The following is a 16825-nucleotide window of genomic DNA, read 5'->3' as shown; positions in this document are numbered from 1 at the left end:
ACCTTGTCTTGCAATATTCAGCCTCTCTATTTATCATGTTGGACCTGTCTTGATAAATTCAAGACAGTTTGTCGACAGTCTGAGCACTTCCCACGGTGGGAAGTGCTTTTTGTGTTCTATTTCTTATTTTCTTCTTCTTCACGTTCTTCTAAGGATTTAGAGAAATCTGTGTCATCTTTGATATAAGTCATTTTAAAGTGTTCGGATGGTTCTCTTCTTAATGCTTTCATAATTGAGAACATCATGAGAAATAGTATAAATGCAAATGGTAACCCAGCAACTATGGAGGCGGTTTGTAAACTTTCTAATCCACCGGCTAATGTCATTGATACTGAGATTGCCCCAATCAGTGTACCCCAAACGATTTTATATTTAAAGGGTGGTGTGACTGATCCTCTATCAGACATACTTGATAGAATGAATGTAGTTGAGTCTGCACTTGTAACTAAGAATAAGAAGATTAATATTATTGCTAATACACTAGTCGCTTCGTAAAACGGGAAGTGTGATAATAAGGAGAATAAGGCTACTGTATAATCTCCTTTAACGTCTTCGGCAATACTTGCACCTTTATTGATTACTAAGTATATTGCAGTTCCACCAAATGTAGCAATCCAAGCAAATGAAATAAGTGGTGGAATAATTAGTACACCAATAACAAATTCACGAATTGTTCTACCACGTGAAACACGTGCTACGAAACCACCAATAAATGGTGACCAAGCAATAACCCAAGCCCAATAGAATACTGTCCATTGTTGAAGCCATGAGTTGTCACCTTCATAAGGGTTTAATCGTAAACTATATTGTACGAAATTAGAAATGTAATCACCAATCGCGAGAGTGAATGTTTCAAATATAAATTGTGTCGGACCTAATACTAAAATGAATAATAGTAATGCAAAACAAATAAAGATATTTGCGTTACTTAGCCATTTAACCCCTTTATTTAAACCTGATGCAGCTGATCCAAGGAATAATACAGTCATAATTACTGTAATGATGATTTTAGTCCAATTATTATTAGGAATATTAAAGACATGATGAAGGCCGCCGCCGATTTGTAAAATACCGAGACCAATTGATGTCGCTATACCCATTACTGTAGCTACAATAGCAAGTACATCGATGATATTTCTGTAAGGTTTCTTGTAAGCTTCACCAAATACGGGTTCCATTGCTGTGGAAATTAATCCATCTCTACGTTTTCTAAATTGGAAATAAGCTACGATTAATCCAGCCATCGCAAAGATAGACCATTGTGAAATTCCCCAATGGAAGAATGTGTATCCCATAGCTAATCGTGCAGATTCTAAAGTACTACCATCTACTTCATTTGGCAAAGGTGATTTTAGATAGTGTGTCATTGGTTCTGCCACACCCCAGAAAACGATACCGACACCTAAGCCAGCTGAAAATAGCATACCAATCCAAGAAATAAATGAAAATTCTGGTTCTTCGTCATCTCTTCCGAGTTTAAAACGTCCAAACCTTGTAATTGCTAAGCCAATTAAGAAAATGTCTAATACAAAAACAATTATTAAGAATAACCATCCCGTACTATTTGATATAAATGTGTATAAAACATTGGCATATTTGCCAAATCCTTTAGGAAATATGCCTGCAGTTAGCGTAACCAATATTATAATAGACATAGATACCCAGAAAACTAATGTTGTTTTATTATTCTTATTGTCGTGATGCTCTTCAGACTGATTCATAATTTTCCCCCTTCATAAATAATGCAGTCTTTATTTTAGTACCCTTATAAAATTGATATTAACATAGAATTTATAAATAGATAATAAGGTTCTTAATTGCGCATTGAACATAAAGTTCGGTATGATATGTATAAATACACGGGGGGATTTAAATAATGAAAGCAAAACAATTCGGTGATATTGAAATTAAACCTTTTGAAGAAAGTATGAGAACGGCACTATATGATTTTCGTTTAAATGAGCGTCAACAAATCTATTCTTCTTTGCCAAAAGAAGTGTTAGATGGTGCTATTAATGATCCTGATAGAAGGCCAAATATCGTTGTGAATGAGAAAAATGAAATTATTGGTTTCTTTGTCCTTCATAAATATTATCAACATGAAGGTTATGATACACCAGATAATGTAGTATATATTCGTTCTTTATCAATTAATGAAAAGTATCAAGGCAATGGATATGGAACAACGATTATGATGAATTTACCGGAATATGTACAATTTGTGTTCCCTGATTTTGATCATTTATATTTAGTAGTAGATGCTGAAAATGAGGCTGCATGGAATTTATATGAAAGAGCAGGCTTTATGCATACCGCAACTAAAGAAGAAGGACCTCTAGGTAAAGAGCGTTTATATTATTTAGATTTAGATTCTAAATATGTATCATCATTAAAGCTAGTATTAAATGAAGATAATTTAGATAACGAGTTTGTAGATATTCACTTAATGAAAGATAAACAAAAAGTGGGCATTATTGTATTGGAAGATAAAGGACAAAGCTTTGATATTCGAAGTATAGAAGTAGAAGAAAATGAAAGAAAAGAAGGTATAGCAGAAAGTGCTTTAAGACAGTTGAGCACATTCGTACGTAGAAGATTTGCAGATAAGAAAGAAATACATATTACTTTATTTGGTTCAAACAACAAATTAAAGCCTTTATGTGAGAAAGCAAGATTTGTAGAAATACAAAAATCAGAAGACTATATCAAACTTATGAAATATATTAAGTATTAACAAACATTTGCTAAAAATCAGCTTGTCAATTATAATCGTAAACTGTTATGATTATAAATATTAATGTGCGACAATAGTTCGATTGTTGAAAGGAAGAGTAAAGATGAAATTAAAAGATTTCACTAAAGAGATGGTAGATGAGCATTCATTTATCGAAATGGCTTATATTTTATTAACAGAGAACGGCAAAGAAACAAACCTATATGACATGGTAGACGAATTCAAAAGATTAGGTAATTATAAAGATTCACAAATTGAAAATCGTATTTTACAATTTTATACTGATTTAAATACTGATGGACGATTTTTAAGTGTTGGAGAGAATATTTGGGGTTTACGTGATTGGTATTCAGTAGATGATATTGAAGAAAAAATCGCACCTACTATCCAAAAATTCAACGTACTTGATGAAGAAGATGAAGCAGATTCAGAAATTTCATTATTAGGCGAAGAAGACAAAACGAAGGACCTTGACATTACGATCGTACAAGATGATGAAGAAGGACTAAATGATCCTGAAGACCCAGAAGATGAAGAGGTTGAGGATGAATTAGACGAAGCAGGTCTTGTTGTCGATGAAGATGAAGAAGACGATGAAGAAGAGGAAGAAGAAGAAAAAGAATTTTAATTGACTTTTCTTTAAAAGATGGTAATATTTTATTTGGGCTCCTTTAAATAGGACAACGTATAAATATAACGCTCCCTCCTTACATTTTAAATAATGTAAGTGGGAGCGTTTTTTATTTTTTAATTATCAAATGGAGGTACAATCATGACAAAGTTCATTTTCGTAACAGGTGGCGTAGTTTCGTCTCTTGGTAAAGGTATCACTGCAGCATCACTAGGAAGATTACTTAAAAATAGAGGATTAAATGTAACAATTCAAAAATTCGACCCATACTTGAATGTAGATCCAGGTACTATGAGTCCATATCAACATGGCGAAGTATTCGTAACTGAAGATGGTGCTGAAACAGATTTAGATTTAGGTCATTATGAAAGATTTATTGATATAAATTTAAATAAATATTCTAACGTAACAGCAGGTAAAGTTTATTCACACGTTTTAAAGAAAGAAAGACGTGGAGATTTCTTAGGTGGAACAGTTCAAGTTATTCCACATATTACAAATGAAATTAAATCAAGATTATTGATGGCGGGTGAAAGCACTAACGCTGATGTAGTTATTACTGAAATTGGTGGTACTACTGGTGATATTGAATCACTTCCATTTATTGAAGCAATCAGACAAATCAAGAGTGATCTTGGTCGTGAAAATGTTATGTACATCCATTGTACGCTTCTTCCTTATATTAAAGCAGCAGGTGAGATGAAGACTAAACCAACTCAACATAGTGTTAAAGAGTTAAGAGGTTTAGGTATTCAACCTGATTTAATTGTTGTACGTACAGAATATGAAATGACGCAAGACTTAAGAGATAAAATTGCATTATTCTGTGACATCAACAAACGTGCTGTTATCGAGTGTCGTGATGCAGATACATTGTATCAAATACCATTAGCACTACAAGAACAGCATATGGATGATATTGTTATTGAAAGATTATCTTTAGATGCTGCAGCAGAAGCGGAATTAACTGAATGGAACCAACTATTAGATACTGTTCGTAATTTAGAAGGAACAGTGAAAATTGGTTTAGTAGGTAAATATGTGAGCTTACAAGATGCTTATCTATCAGTAGTAGAAGCATTGAAACATGCTGGTTATGACTTTAAATCAGATATAGAAATAAAATGGATAAATTCTGAACACTTAAATGACAAGAACTATCAACAAGAATTATCAGATGTTAATGGTATTTTAGTACCTGGTGGTTTTGGTGATAGAGGTGTTGAAGGTAAAATTTTAGCTATACAATATGCCCGTGAAAATAATATTCCTTATTTAGGTATTTGTTTAGGTATGCAATTAGCAACAGTTGAATTTGCTAGAAATGTAGTTGGATTACATGATGCTCATTCAGCAGAATTAAATCCAAACACACCTTATCCAATTATTGACTTATTACCAGAACAAAAAGATATTGAAGACTTAGGTGGTACTTTAAGATTAGGCGTATACCCATGTAAAATTGAAGAAGGTACAATTGCACATGACGTTTACGGTGAAGTAGAAGTAGATGAAAGACACCGTCACCGTTATGAATTTAATAATGAATATAGAGAAAGATTAGAATCAGAAGGCATGAGATTCTCAGGAACAAGTCCAGATGGTCGTTTAGTTGAAATAGTAGAACTAGAAAATCATCCATGGTTTGTAGCTTGTCAATTCCATCCAGAATTTCTATCAAGACCTACACGTCCACAAAAATTATTTAGAGGATTTGTAGAAGCGAGTATCAAAAATAAATAAATAATAACAAAGCTCATCACGTCATTTTACGTGATGAGCTTTTATAATGGATGAAAATTATTCTTCATTTAAATCTTGCTTCATCTCATACATTTCAGCATACATGATATAATATATATAATTTAAAGCCATAAGATGTGGTGTAATGATTTTGCTGTAATCTGCAGTTGGGACAATCGCTCTAGGTGTAGATAAATCTATATAATGCATTAGTGATTCATGTGTGTTATGCTCTTTATCTTTATTTGAAATAACTACGAAATCGATATCTTCATCATTTAATTTTTTAATCCATTGATTCAGTTCGGGTGTGAAAAATGAACCAACCAATAAGACTCGATCTGTTGTATCAATCGTATTGATTTCTTCTAATGAATCTAATGTTATTGAATGCGGTAGGCTTTCAGTACTTTTTGTCATAAATTCACTGAAATAGTTGATTTCATCAAAAGTTTTAATAAATATCTTACCTTCGCCGTTTGCCGCTTGCATGAGTAACTGTGATGCAATTTCAATTTCTTCTAATTGAGCATCTATTTTAGTGAATATACCATTTAGTTGGGTATTAAAGATTTTAAGCAATGTGTATTCTCCTTATAAACGTAATTAAATTTATTTTATAGAAAAAGCGAGGTATCTTCAATGGATGTACTTATTATAGATGATGAAAAGAATATTAGACAATTATTAAAGGAAATATTGGAATTAAATCATTTTAAAGTAGATACTGCTAAAAATGGTCGCGATGGTATTGAATTATTTAATAAAAATTCTTATAAGCTTATCTTTATAGATAAAAGAATGCCTGGAATTTCTGGTGAAGAAGTTTTTACAGAAATTAGAAAAACGGACAAAATAATACCTGTTTATATTATTTCAGCATTTCAATCATCCACAGAGATAGAAATCTTAAATAAAGGAAATATTACTGGAGTGCTAATGAAGCCGTTTACAATTCAAGAAGTTATGAAAATTGTAAGAAAACATTTAGGATAGGGGTTTCAAAAGGTGCATATGTTAATAAAGTTTGATATAATTATCTTGTAAATAATACGTGCGTTGCACAATAGGAGGAAACTCAATGCCTTTAGTTTCAATGAAAGAAATGTTAATTAAAGCGAAAGAAAACGGTTATGCTGTTGGACAATACAACATCAATAACTTAGAATTCACACAAGCGATTCTTCAAGCTTCACAAGAAGAAAATGCACCAGTTATTCTTGGTGTATCTGAAGGAGCTGGACGTTACATCGGTGGTTTCAAAACTGTTGTTAAAATCGTTGAAGGTTTAATGGAAGATTACAACATTACAATTCCAGTTGCAATTCACCTTGACCACGGTTCAAGTTTCGAAAAATGTAAAGAAGCGATTGATGCTGGATTTACTTCAGTAATGATTGATGCTTCTCATCACTCATTCGAAGAAAACATTGAAATTACTTCTAAAGTAGTTGAATACGCTCATGCTAACGGTGTTTCTGTGGAAGCAGAATTAGGAACTGTTGGTGGACAAGAAGATGACGTTGTTGCAGAAGGCGTAATCTATGCTGATCCTAAAGAATGTCAAGAACTTGTTGAAAGAACTGGTATTGATACTTTAGCACCTGCATTAGGTTCAGTACACGGACCTTACAAAGGTGAACCAAAATTAGGATTTAAAGAAATGGAAGAAATCGGAGCTTCTACTGGATTACCATTAGTATTACACGGTGGTACTGGTATCCCAACTCACGATATCAAAAAAGCTATTCCATTCGGTACAGCTAAAATCAACGTTAACACTGAAAACCAAATTGCATCTGTAAAAGCAGTTCGTGAAGTGTTAAATAACGACAGTGAAGTTTACGATCCACGTAAATATTTAGGACCTGCTCGTGAAGCAATTAAAGCTACAGTTAAAGGTAAAATCCAAGAATTTGGTACTTCTAACCAAGCATAATTAAATTAAATTCTTAATACTAAGAATAAAATATGAGGCTGGGACAAATTAATTTGTCCCAGCCTTTCATTGTATAGAGTGATTTTAATCTACATTTTATTTCATATTTTATGCACGTAATCCCAGGTGTACTTATAAGTGTTGCTGTAAAAGTAGATTCTAACAAAAATGCTTATTAGAATAGACAGAAAATCTTAATTTATTAATCCAGTTTTTAAATAAATTAAGTTATTAGTATTTACTTTTTATGTTTTTGCGTTTATGTTATTGAATAGTATATAATGGAAATAATTATCTATTCATGTTGAGAGAGTATGCATTCTCTAAGACGATGAAGTAAAGGAGTAAACATATGTCTCAAGAAGTTATAAAAATAAAAGGTGGAAACAAGTTAAACGGCAAAGTACAAATAAGCGGGGCTAAAAATAGTGCAGTAGCATTAATACCTGCTAGTTTGATGGCAAATGATGTTGTAACTTTAGATGGTCTACCAGATATTTCAGATGTAAAAACGTTAATGAGCTTATTAGGCGATTTAAATATAAAGACAGATTTAGATGGTGACCAACTTGTAGTAGACTCTAGTGACGCAGTTAATTTACCATTACCAAATAATAAAGTTCAGTCATTAAGAGCATCATATTATATGATGGGCGCTATGCTTGGACGATTTAAAAAATGTGTTATTGGATTACCTGGTGGTTGCCCATTAGGACCTAGACCAATTGATCAACATATAAAAGGTTTTGAAGCATTAGGTGCAAAAGTGACTAATGAGCAAGGTGCTATGTATTTAATTGCTGAAGAATTAGTTGGTGCAAAAATATTTATGGATGTTGTAAGTGTTGGTGCAACGATTAATATTATGTTAGCTGCTTCATTAGCTAAAGGGAAAACAGTAATTGAAAACGCTGCAAAAGAACCTGAAATTGTTGATGTTGCTACTCTATTAAATAATATGGGTGCAAAAATTAGAGGTGCTGGTACAGATACATTGAAAATTGAAGGTGTAGAATCATTACACGGCACAAAGCATGCAATAATACCTGATAGAATTGAAGCTGGAACGTATATGTGTGCGGCAGCTGCTATGGGTGAAGAAGTATATATAGAGAATATAATTCCATTACATTTAGAACCATTGATTGCTAAATTAAAAGAAATGGGTACTGAAATAGAACTTGGTGAAGACTCTATTTTAATTAAAGGGAAAGACGAGTATAAGCCGGTAGATATTCAAACTTCTGTTTATCCTGGATTTGCTACTGACTTACAACAACCTTTCACTCCGTTATTATTAAAAGCTAATGGTCAAAGTAAAATAACAGAAACAATTTATCCAGCTAGATTTAAACATGTCGATGAACTTATTAGAATGGGTGCTAAAGTTAGTTTAGAAAATGGAACAGCTATTTATTATCCATCAAAATTAACTGGAGCAAGTGTAGCTGCAAGTGATTTACGAGCTGGCGCTTCACTTTTAATTGCCGGTTTGATATCTGATGGCGTCACAACTGTTTATAATGTTAATCATATTCACAGAGGTTATAGTGGAATAGTGGATAAACTAAAAGCATTAGGCGCTGATATTTGGACAGAAACAGTATAACTAGTATAAAATGTATACTTTGTATATAAAGTGTAGTATAATTGTAATATAGAAGTTAAAGAGGTGAGTAACATGGAAGTATGTCCTTATTTAGAAGAAACATTTAAAGTTATAGGACGCAGTTGGAATGGTTTGATACTCAATTATTTATCACGTTGTGATGAACGCTCTGCTCATTTTTCTGATATGAAAAGAGATCTTAAACGTATTACACCAAGAGCGTTATCTCTTAAATTAACCGAGTTAAGTGACTGGGGATTAGTTGAAAAGAAAGTTGTTACAACAACGCCTCTATCTGTTGAATATCAAATAACTAATAAAGGTTATGAGCTAGCTCAAGCTCTTGTACCATTAGAAGAGTGGGCGCAGCGAAATGTTGAGTTAGAAGAAAACCATTCGTAAGGGAAAATAAGAGTCCCATCAGCAAAGTATAGATTACTTTTAGCTGGTGGGGCTCTTATTTTTATTTTTATTTTTAGTACAAACTTTAAAATCTATAAACACATCATTTTAATTATATGTATGTTTCGTACTATAATAATAGCTGTAACAAATATAAAGGAGTAGATAATTGATGAGACAAGATATCAAACAATTTATAAATGGCGAATGGGTAAGTAGCCACAGTGGAAAAACTCTTGATGTAATTAACCCAGCTACTGAAGAAGTAATGGGTCAAATAGCAGCAGGAAACAAACAAGATGTTGATGATGCAGTTGCAGCTGCTAAAAAAGTCTATGTAAAATTTAGAAATACTTCTTTAGAAGAAAGAAAAGCTTTATTAGAAAGAATCGCAGACGAATATGAAAATAGAAAAGAAGATTTAATAGATGTTATGACAGATGAATTAGGTTCACCAATTGAGAAATCTGAATCAGTTCATTATCAAATGGGATTGAATCACTTTAGAGAAGCAAGTAAAGCAATCGATTCAATACAATTTGAAGAACGTCGTGGAGATGATCTTGTAGTCAAAGAAGCAATTGGTGTTGCAGGTTTAGTTACACCTTGGAATTTCCCAACTAATCAAACTTCATTGAAATTAGCAGGTGCTTTTGCTGCAGGTTCACCAGTAGTATTGAAACCATCCGAAGAAACACCATTTGCGGCAATTATTTTAGCTGAAATATTTGAAAAAGCTGGCGTGCCAAAAGGTGTATTTAACTTAGTGAATGGTGATGGACAAAGTGTCGGTGATCCATTAAGTAGTCATCCTGATGTTCGTATGATGTCATTTACAGGTTCAGGACCAACAGGTAGAAAAATTATGGAAAACTCAGCTAAAGACTTCAAAAAAGTATCATTAGAACTAGGTGGTAAATCTCCATTAGTAGTTTTAGATGATGTGGATATTGAAAAAGCTGCTAAAGGCGCAGTTGCTAAATTCGTACAAAATACAGGTCAAGTATGTACAGCAGCAACTCGTACATTAGTTCCAGAAAGCATTAAAGATGAATTTATTGCTGCAGCTAAAAAAGCAATTGAAAATGTTAAAGTTGGTAACCCAAGAGAAGAAGGTCAAGATACAGGTCCTGTAGTATCTAAAAAACAATTTGATACTGTACAAAGCTATATCCAAAAAGGTATCGATGAAGGTGCAACATTACTTCACGGTGGTGTAGGTAAACCTGAAGGACTAGAAAAAGGGTATTTTGTTAAACCAACATTATTTACAGACGTTACAAATGATATGACAATTGCTCAAGAAGAAATATTTGGTCCAGTAGGTACAATCATTACTTATAAAGACCTTAATGAAGCAATTGAAATTGCAAACGATACAATTTATGGTTTAGCAGCATACGTATACGGAAACGATAAAGATAAAGTAAGAGAAGTTTCTAAATTATTAGAAGCAGGTACTGTTGAAATTAATGATACAGGCAGACAACCAAACTTACCATTCGGTGGTTACAAACAATCAGGAATTGGTAGAGAATGGGGAGACTACGGAATTGAAGAATTCCTAGAAGTAAAAGCAATCCCTGGTTATTATAAATAAAGTTTAAATTGGAAGAGGCTGAGACAATTAATTGTCTCAGCCTCTAATCATTATAATGACAATAGATGACTGGATTGAAAGTGTGCTTATAAGTCATATTATATAAAAGAAACGTGTAAGAAGTGTTCACAAAGGCAGCTATTTTTCTTATTTATATCTATAACTTATTTTGTCATCATCCTAAAAAAATGCTATAGTTTAAAGGCAGATTATAAATCTGGTATTACAATAAAAGAATTAGATTTTAAGAAATGGGTGTCATAAAAATGGCTGAAAGAGTTAGAACAAGTCCACAGTATGAATCGTTTCACGAATTATACAAGAATTATACAACTAAAGAATTAACAACTAAGGCAAAAGAATTTAGAATAACAAATTATAGTAAATTAAATAAAAAAGAACTTGTCTTAGCTATTATGGAAGCTCAAATGGAGAAAGACGGTAATTACTATATGGAAGGTATCCTAGATGATATTCAACCAGATGGTTATGGTTTTCTTCGAACTGTAAATTATTCCAAAGGCGAGAAAGATATTTATATATCTGCTAGTCAAATTAGACGTTTCGAAATTAAAAAAGGTGACAAAGTAACGGGTAAAGTTAGAAAGCCTAAAGAAAATGAAAAATATTATGGATTACTGCAAGTTGATTTTGTAAATGACCAAAATGCAGAAGAAGTAAAGAAAAGACCGCACTTTCAAGCGTTAACTCCTCTATACCCACAAGAACGTATCCGATTAGAAACAACAGATAAAAAGCACTCAACAAGAATTATGGACTTAATTACTCCAATAGGTCTTGGTCAACGTGGCATGATTGTTGCACCTCCAAAAGCTGGTAAAACTTCATTGCTTAAAGAAATTGCAAATGCAATTGCAATTAACCAACCTAAAGCAAAATTATTTATATTATTAATTGGAGAACGCCCAGAGGAAGTAACAGATATAGAACGTTCAGTTGAACAAGCAGAAGTTGTTAACTCTACTTTTGATGAGCCACCTGAACACCATGTAAAAGTTGCAGAATTGTTATTGGAAAGAGCTAAACGTTTAGTTGAGATTGGTGAAGATGTTATTATTTTAATGGATTCACTCACAAGACTTGCTAGAGCTTATAATTTAGTCGTACCGCCAAGTGGTAGAACACTATCTGGTGGTTTAGATCCGGCTTCACTTCATAGACCAAAACATTTCTTTGGAGCGGCAAGAAATATCGAAGCTGGAGGTAGTTTAACAATTCTAGCTACAGCTTTAGTTGAAACAGGATCACGTATGGATGATATGATTTATGAGGAATTTAAAGGTACAGGTAACATGGAACTTCATTTAGACCGTAAACTATCAGAAAAAAGAGTGTTTCCTGCTATTGATATAAGAAGAAGTTCTACTCGTAAAGAAGAATTGTTGTTAGAAACTAATGAACTTGAAATGATTTGGCAATTACGTAATTTATTTACGGATCAGAATGATTTCTCTGAAAGATTTATAAGAAAATTAAAACGTACTAAGTCTAATGCTGAATTCTTTGAAGTTTTAAGAAAATCAATGGTTGAAAGTGCCAAAACAGGTAAACCGATTATATAAATTTAAGGTTGCAATTTAATTCTTCAACATATATAATATGTAAGTATTGAGTGAATTAGTCACAAATAAACTCTGTTCCAGATGGTTCAGGGCAAAGGAGCTGAAAAAAATGAAACAAGGAATTCATCCAGAGTATAATAAAGTTATCTTTTTAGATACAACTACAGACTTCAAATTCTTAAGTGGTTCAACACGTAGTTCTAACGAAACTATGGAATGGGAAGATGGTAACGAATACCCAGTTATCCGTTTAGATATCTCTTCAGATTCACATCCATTCTATACAGGACGTCAAAAATTCGCATCTGCGGATGGTCGTGTGGAACGCTTCAACAAAAAATTTGGTTTCAAATCAAACAACTAATTATGAAGCGAATCAAGCATCCTTTTTTAAAGGATGCTTTTTTTTGTAATTATTAATAAATATGTAAAAATAATATGATATAATTAAGCGATTATGTTGAAAAAGGTGGATAAGTAATATGTACGAAAATTACCATTCCGGATGGATAGAATGTATTTGCGGAAGCATGTTTAGTGGTAAGTCAGAAGAGCTTATAAGACGTCTGAGAAGAGGTTTATATGCTAAACAAAATGTAATAGTATTTAAGCCATCTATCGATAATCGCTATAGTGAAGAAGCTGTAGTATCTCACAATGGCAACCAACTAGATGCAATAAGTATAGAGCACTCAAGTGAAATTTTACGTCGTGATTTACAAGGTATTGATATAATTGGAATAGATGAAGTTCAATTTTTCGACAATGAAGTTGTGGAAGTAGCTCAAAAATTAGCAGAAGAGGGCTATCGTGTAGTTGTAGCAGGTTTAGACATGGACTTTAAAGGTGTACCTTTTGAACCTATGCCTGAAATGATGGCAGTTGCTGAAATCGTTACAAAATTGCAAGCTGTTTGCGCAGTATGTGGCGCACCATCAAGTAGAACACAAAGATTAATAAACGGTGAACCAGCTCATATTGATGATCCAATTATATTAGTAGGAGCAGACGAAAGTTATGAACCGAGATGTAGAGATCATCATATAATAAGAACCGAAACAAGGAGTGATATAAATGTTTGATCAATTAGAAATTGTTGAAAATAGATACGAACAGTTAAATGAATTGTTAAGCGATCCAGACGTAGTATCAGATACTGACAAATTGAGAAAATACTCTAAAGAACAATCTGATTTACAAAAAACTGTCGATGTATATAGAACTTATAAATCTGTAAATGGTGACATTGAAGATGCTAAATTAATGTTAGATGAAACTTCAGACAAAGAAGACCAAGAAATGTTGAAAGAAGAAATTAATAGTCTAACTAAACGTGTTCCAGAATTAGAATCAGAATTAAAATTATTATTGATTCCTAAAGACCCTAATGACGATAAAAACGTAATTATGGAAATTCGCGGTGCAGCTGGTGGGGATGAAGCAGCAATCTTTGCAGGTGATTTATTTAGAATGTATTCTAGATTTGCAGAAGCTAATGGATATAAAATTGATGTTGTCGAAGAAAATATAAGCGATCATGGTGGATACAAAGAAGTGAGTTTCTCAATTCAAGGTAATGGTGCATTCAGTAAACTTAAATATGAGAATGGTGCTCATCGTGTACAACGTGTTCCAGAAACTGAATCAGGTGGCAGAATTCATACATCGACTGCAACTGTTGCTGTATTACCAGAAGCAGAAGACGTTGAAATAGATATTAGAACTGAAGATTTGAAAATAGAAACTTATCGTTCAAGTGGTTCTGGTGGACAGCACGTTAACACAACAGATTCAGCAGTACGTATTACACATGTACCAACTGGAATAGTTGCTACATCATCAGAAAAATCACAAATTAAAAACCGTGAAAAAGCTTTTAAAGTATTGAAAGCTAGAGTTTACGATATGATGGTTCGAGAAGAAAATGCGAAATATGCTGAAAAGAGAAAATCAGCAGTAGGTACAGGGGACCGCTCTGAAAGAATAAGAACATATAATTATCCACAAAATAGAGTAACAGATCATCGTATAGGTCTAACTTTACAAAAATTAGATCAAATAATGGAAGGTAAAGTTGACGAAATAATAGATGCATTAACAATGCATGAACAAACAGAGAAATTGGAAGAACTTAATAATGGACAATTATAATTTTCAATTGTTATTAAAAGAAACTTATGATGAATTATCAGCACGAGGGTTTGAAACCTCTCGTGCTGATTGGCTATTAGAAGATATTACTGGGATGTCGAGAACCGAAATAGCTTTAAATTTTCAAGAAAAAGTACCTGAAAACATACTGAGTGAATATTTGTCTTATAGAGAACGTATGTATAAAGGAGAACCTGTACAATATATTGCTGGATTTGCGGAGTTCTATGGTAGGAAATTTAAAGTAAACAAAGATGTGTTGATACCAAGACCAGAAACTGAAGAACTTGTATATCAAACTCTACAGAAGATTCATAAGAAGCATTTAGTCTTGTGCGATATTGGTACTGGATCTGGAGCGATAGCTATTTCATTAAAAAAAGAGCGACCGGATTTGTCAGTTATAGCAACTGATATTAGCCCCAATGCAATAACAATAGCAAAAGAAAATGCAAAACTTTTAGAAACTGAAGTTGAATTTTTATTAGGAGAATCTCTAAAGCCACTTATTGATAGAAATATTCAAGTGGATATTTTAGTATCTAACCCTCCTTATATTTCATATGACGAGCAAAAGCAAATGTCTGAGACTGTATTAGATTACGAACCGCATTTAGCTTTGTTTGCTCATGATGATGGTTTAGCTATATATAAAGACATTCTATCGAATCTTGATAAAGTAATAACACAAGGTGGACTTGTTATATTTGAAATAGGTTATATGCAAGGTGATATATTAAAAACTTACATTCAAGAAAATTATAATATAGAAAACTTAGAAATTATCAAAGATATAAATCAAAACAATCGTATGATACAATTTAATTGGATAAATCAATAAAAGTTATACACGAAATGACTGGAGTTATCCACATTGTGTGTATAACTTTTATTTTTATATAATAAATGCTTTAAAGAAGGGAAGAAATGCCTTGGAAACATACGTTTGGGATGTGCGTAAGTATGTTCACAACTTACAAAGTTATCCACAAATCAATCAAATCGTTGAAGGATATCGACAAAATGAGCTTATCGCATTACCTACTGAAACTGTGTATGGTTTAGGCGCAAATGCTAAAGATGAACAAGCAGTAAAAAAAATATATATAGCAAAAGGGAGACCTTCAGATAATCCACTAATTATTCATATTCATGATAAATCACAGTTAAATGATTTCACTCAAAATATATCAAAAGAAGCAGAAATATTAATGGATGCTTTTTGGCCAGGACCGATATCATTTATTGTTCCGTATAAAAAAGGATTTTTAAGTGATCGAGTAACAGGAGGTTTAAATTCAGTAGCGGTACGTATGCCAAGTCATATTATTGGTAGAGAAATACTGCAATTGACTAATTTACCTATCGCAGCACCAAGTGCAAATGTTAGTGGCAGACCATCTCCTACTAAATTTGAACATGTGAAGCATGATTTAGAAGGTAGAATTTTTGGGATTATTCAAGCGGAAGACGTAGATGAAGGTATTGAAAGTACAGTAATAGATTGTACAAGTTTCCCTTTTAAAATAGCTAGACCAGGATCAATAACGACTGAGATGATTAATGATGCATTACCTAATAGTGTTGTTAATGAAAAAATGGATATAGAGAAACCAATAGCACCTGGAATGAAATATAAACATTATGCACCTTCACAACCAGTTACATTGGTTGAAGGAGGTATAACTAAACCGATTAAAAGTTCAGTATATAAAGATGAGAGAATAGCTGTTATTGGACCTAAAAGTATAGAATCACTTATTTCAGAAGAAATGATTTTTATACCATTAGGAAAAAATGCAAAAGATATTAAAGGTGCGCATCACGATTTATATGATGCTTTAAGAATAGCTGACCAACTTATAGATATAGATAAAATATTAATAAGTGGATATATTCGAAATGAATCTACCGTTGCATTAATGAACAGAATAGATAAAGCAAGTGGCCATAATATAAAAGGAGAAGATGAATTGTGAAAATAGTTTTTATTTGTACTGGAAATACATGTAGAAGTCCTTTAGCTGAAGCCATTGCTAAAGACATAAAACCAAACTATGACATTCAGTCAAGGGGAATTTCTGCATTTGAGGGTACACCTATTTCGATACAATCTATGGAAATAATTATGAATAATAATTTACCGGTTCCTGGAACAGCCCAACAGTTTTCAGCAAGTGATTTAGATGCAGATCTAATACTAACTATGACTGAATCCCATAAACTGATTTTAGAGTCACAATTTAATCATGGAAATATTCATACATTGAAAGAGTATGTAAAAGGTGAAAAAGGAGATATTTCTGATCCTTATGGGCGACCACAAAATATTTATCAAAATACTTATGAAGAACTGAGTATTCTCATAAAAGAATTATTACAGAGTAGTTAAGAATTCAAATAATTTGCAGAATCGCTATAACACACATAGAA

General features: G+C 32.6%; 17 protein-coding genes. 15 read left to right on the top strand and 2 right to left on the bottom strand.

Features of this window, described 5'->3' with window-relative positions:
* Nucleotides 1-116: 116 nt before the first annotated feature.
* Nucleotides 117-1721 (bottom strand): BCCT family transporter, encoded by a 1605-nt coding sequence (locus LQ609_RS10410; protein ID WP_107509019.1) that lies wholly within the window; start codon nt 1719-1721, stop codon nt 117-119.
* Between the two features lie 152 nt (nt 1722-1873).
* On the opposite strand from LQ609_RS10410, the gene LQ609_RS10405 reads away from it, so the two are divergent.
* The 3 genes from LQ609_RS10405 (at nt 1874) to LQ609_RS10395 (ending at nt 5108) form a co-directional block, all read left to right on the top strand.
* Nucleotides 1874-2734, top strand: a complete 861-nt coding sequence (locus LQ609_RS10405; protein ID WP_170167669.1) for a GNAT family N-acetyltransferase — start codon at nt 1874-1876, stop codon at nt 2732-2734.
* A 103-nt stretch (nt 2735-2837) separates the two neighbouring features.
* Nucleotides 2838-3362 carry a DNA-directed RNA polymerase subunit delta gene (rpoE, locus tag LQ609_RS10400; RefSeq protein ID WP_078358034.1) on the top strand — a complete coding sequence of 175 codons (525 nt, stop codon included), beginning with the start codon at nt 2838-2840 and terminating at the stop codon, nt 3360-3362.
* A 144-nt stretch (nt 3363-3506) separates the two neighbouring features.
* Nucleotides 3507-5108, top strand: a complete 1602-nt coding sequence (locus tag LQ609_RS10395; protein WP_078358033.1) for a CTP synthase — start codon at nt 3507-3509, stop codon at nt 5106-5108.
* Nucleotides 5109-5165: 57 nt separating this feature from the next.
* On the opposite strand, the gene LQ609_RS10390 is transcribed toward LQ609_RS10395, so the two are convergent.
* The gene (locus tag LQ609_RS10390) at nt 5166-5690 is read right to left on the bottom strand and encodes a DUF2529 family protein (protein ID WP_107509021.1); all 525 of its coding nucleotides are present in this window, start codon (nt 5688-5690) and stop codon (nt 5166-5168) included.
* Between the two features lie 60 nt (nt 5691-5750).
* Between LQ609_RS10390 and LQ609_RS10385 the strand changes: the two genes are divergently transcribed.
* The 12 genes from LQ609_RS10385 (at nt 5751) to LQ609_RS10330 (ending at nt 16784) form a co-directional block, all read left to right on the top strand.
* Nucleotides 5751-6104 (top strand): response regulator, encoded by a 354-nt coding sequence (locus LQ609_RS10385; protein ID WP_078358031.1) that lies wholly within the window; start codon nt 5751-5753, stop codon nt 6102-6104.
* Between the two features lie 85 nt (nt 6105-6189).
* A complete protein-coding gene (gene fdaB, locus LQ609_RS10380) occupies nt 6190-7047 on the top strand; it encodes a class IIb fructose-bisphosphate aldolase FdaB (RefSeq protein ID WP_078358030.1) in 858 nt (285 codons plus the stop codon).
* 352 nt (nt 7048-7399) lie between these two features.
* Nucleotides 7400-8656, top strand: a complete 1257-nt coding sequence (locus tag LQ609_RS10375; RefSeq protein ID WP_078358029.1) for a UDP-N-acetylglucosamine 1-carboxyvinyltransferase — start codon at nt 7400-7402, stop codon at nt 8654-8656.
* A 72-nt stretch (nt 8657-8728) separates the two neighbouring features.
* On the top strand, nt 8729-9058 hold the full coding sequence (locus tag LQ609_RS10370) for a winged helix-turn-helix transcriptional regulator (protein WP_078358028.1): 330 nt from the start codon (nt 8729-8731) through the stop codon (nt 9056-9058).
* 172 nt (nt 9059-9230) lie between these two features.
* Complete coding sequence (locus LQ609_RS10365) at nt 9231-10658, top strand: aldehyde dehydrogenase family protein (protein ID WP_239734704.1); 1428 nt, start codon at nt 9231-9233, stop codon at nt 10656-10658.
* A 266-nt stretch (nt 10659-10924) separates the two neighbouring features.
* The gene (rho, locus tag LQ609_RS10360) at nt 10925-12241 is read left to right on the top strand and encodes a transcription termination factor Rho (protein WP_078358026.1); all 1317 of its coding nucleotides are present in this window, start codon (nt 10925-10927) and stop codon (nt 12239-12241) included.
* 109 nt (nt 12242-12350) lie between these two features.
* A complete protein-coding gene (locus tag LQ609_RS10355; RefSeq protein WP_078358025.1) occupies nt 12351-12605 on the top strand; it encodes a type B 50S ribosomal protein L31 in 255 nt (84 codons plus the stop codon).
* 118 nt (nt 12606-12723) lie between these two features.
* Nucleotides 12724-13323: a thymidine kinase gene (locus LQ609_RS10350; protein WP_078358024.1), complete on the top strand. Its 600-nt coding sequence runs from the start codon at nt 12724-12726 to the stop codon at nt 13321-13323.
* A complete protein-coding gene (prfA, locus tag LQ609_RS10345) occupies nt 13316-14392 on the top strand; it encodes a peptide chain release factor 1 (protein WP_078358023.1) in 1077 nt (358 codons plus the stop codon). The genes LQ609_RS10350 and prfA overlap by 8 nt, the downstream gene beginning before the upstream one ends.
* Complete coding sequence (gene prmC, locus LQ609_RS10340) at nt 14379-15233, top strand: peptide chain release factor N(5)-glutamine methyltransferase (protein ID WP_239734703.1); 855 nt, start codon at nt 14379-14381, stop codon at nt 15231-15233. The genes prfA and prmC overlap by 14 nt, the downstream gene beginning before the upstream one ends.
* A gap of 91 nt (nt 15234-15324) precedes the next feature.
* Nucleotides 15325-16371 (top strand): L-threonylcarbamoyladenylate synthase, encoded by a 1047-nt coding sequence (locus tag LQ609_RS10335; protein WP_115337227.1) that lies wholly within the window; start codon nt 15325-15327, stop codon nt 16369-16371.
* Nucleotides 16368-16784 (top strand): low molecular weight protein arginine phosphatase, encoded by a 417-nt coding sequence (locus LQ609_RS10330; RefSeq protein WP_078358020.1) that lies wholly within the window; start codon nt 16368-16370, stop codon nt 16782-16784. Before LQ609_RS10335 ends, LQ609_RS10330 begins: the two co-directional genes overlap by 4 nt.
* Nucleotides 16785-16825: the final 41 nt, after the last annotated feature.

The sequence above is a fragment of the Mammaliicoccus sp. G-M28 genome (assembly GCF_022386595.1).
In the GTDB taxonomy this organism is placed as follows: domain Bacteria; phylum Bacillota; class Bacilli; order Staphylococcales; family Staphylococcaceae; genus Mammaliicoccus; species Mammaliicoccus fleurettii.
Note: the sequence above shows the minus strand (reverse complement) of the source record. Positions and strands in the feature narration are given on the sequence as shown.

What these genes read in the sequence shown, in the direction of transcription:
- LQ609_RS10375 (WP_078358029.1), top strand. Translation starts at nt 7,400, where the DNA reads ATGTCTCAAGAAGTTATAAAAATAAAAGGTGGAAACAAGTTAAACGGC.
- LQ609_RS10365 (WP_239734704.1), top strand. Translation starts at nt 9,231, where the DNA reads ATGAGACAAGATATCAAACAATTTATAAATGGCGAATGGGTAAGTAGC.
- LQ609_RS10395 (WP_078358033.1), top strand. Translation starts at nt 3,507, where the DNA reads ATGACAAAGTTCATTTTCGTAACAGGTGGCGTAGTTTCGTCTCTTGGT.
- LQ609_RS10410 (WP_107509019.1), bottom strand. Translation starts at nt 1,721, where the DNA reads ATGAATCAGTCTGAAGAGCATCACGACAATAAGAATAATAAAACAACA.
- LQ609_RS10370 (WP_078358028.1), top strand. Translation starts at nt 8,729, where the DNA reads ATGGAAGTATGTCCTTATTTAGAAGAAACATTTAAAGTTATAGGACGC.
- prmC (WP_239734703.1), top strand. Translation starts at nt 14,379, where the DNA reads ATGGACAATTATAATTTTCAATTGTTATTAAAAGAAACTTATGATGAA.
- rpoE (WP_078358034.1), top strand. Translation starts at nt 2,838, where the DNA reads ATGAAATTAAAAGATTTCACTAAAGAGATGGTAGATGAGCATTCATTT.
- LQ609_RS10385 (WP_078358031.1), top strand. Translation starts at nt 5,751, where the DNA reads ATGGATGTACTTATTATAGATGATGAAAAGAATATTAGACAATTATTA.
- prfA (WP_078358023.1), top strand. Translation starts at nt 13,316, where the DNA reads ATGTTTGATCAATTAGAAATTGTTGAAAATAGATACGAACAGTTAAAT.
- rho (WP_078358026.1), top strand. Translation starts at nt 10,925, where the DNA reads ATGGCTGAAAGAGTTAGAACAAGTCCACAGTATGAATCGTTTCACGAA.
- LQ609_RS10350 (WP_078358024.1), top strand. Translation starts at nt 12,724, where the DNA reads ATGTACGAAAATTACCATTCCGGATGGATAGAATGTATTTGCGGAAGC.
- fdaB (WP_078358030.1), top strand. Translation starts at nt 6,190, where the DNA reads ATGCCTTTAGTTTCAATGAAAGAAATGTTAATTAAAGCGAAAGAAAAC.
- LQ609_RS10355 (WP_078358025.1), top strand. Translation starts at nt 12,351, where the DNA reads ATGAAACAAGGAATTCATCCAGAGTATAATAAAGTTATCTTTTTAGAT.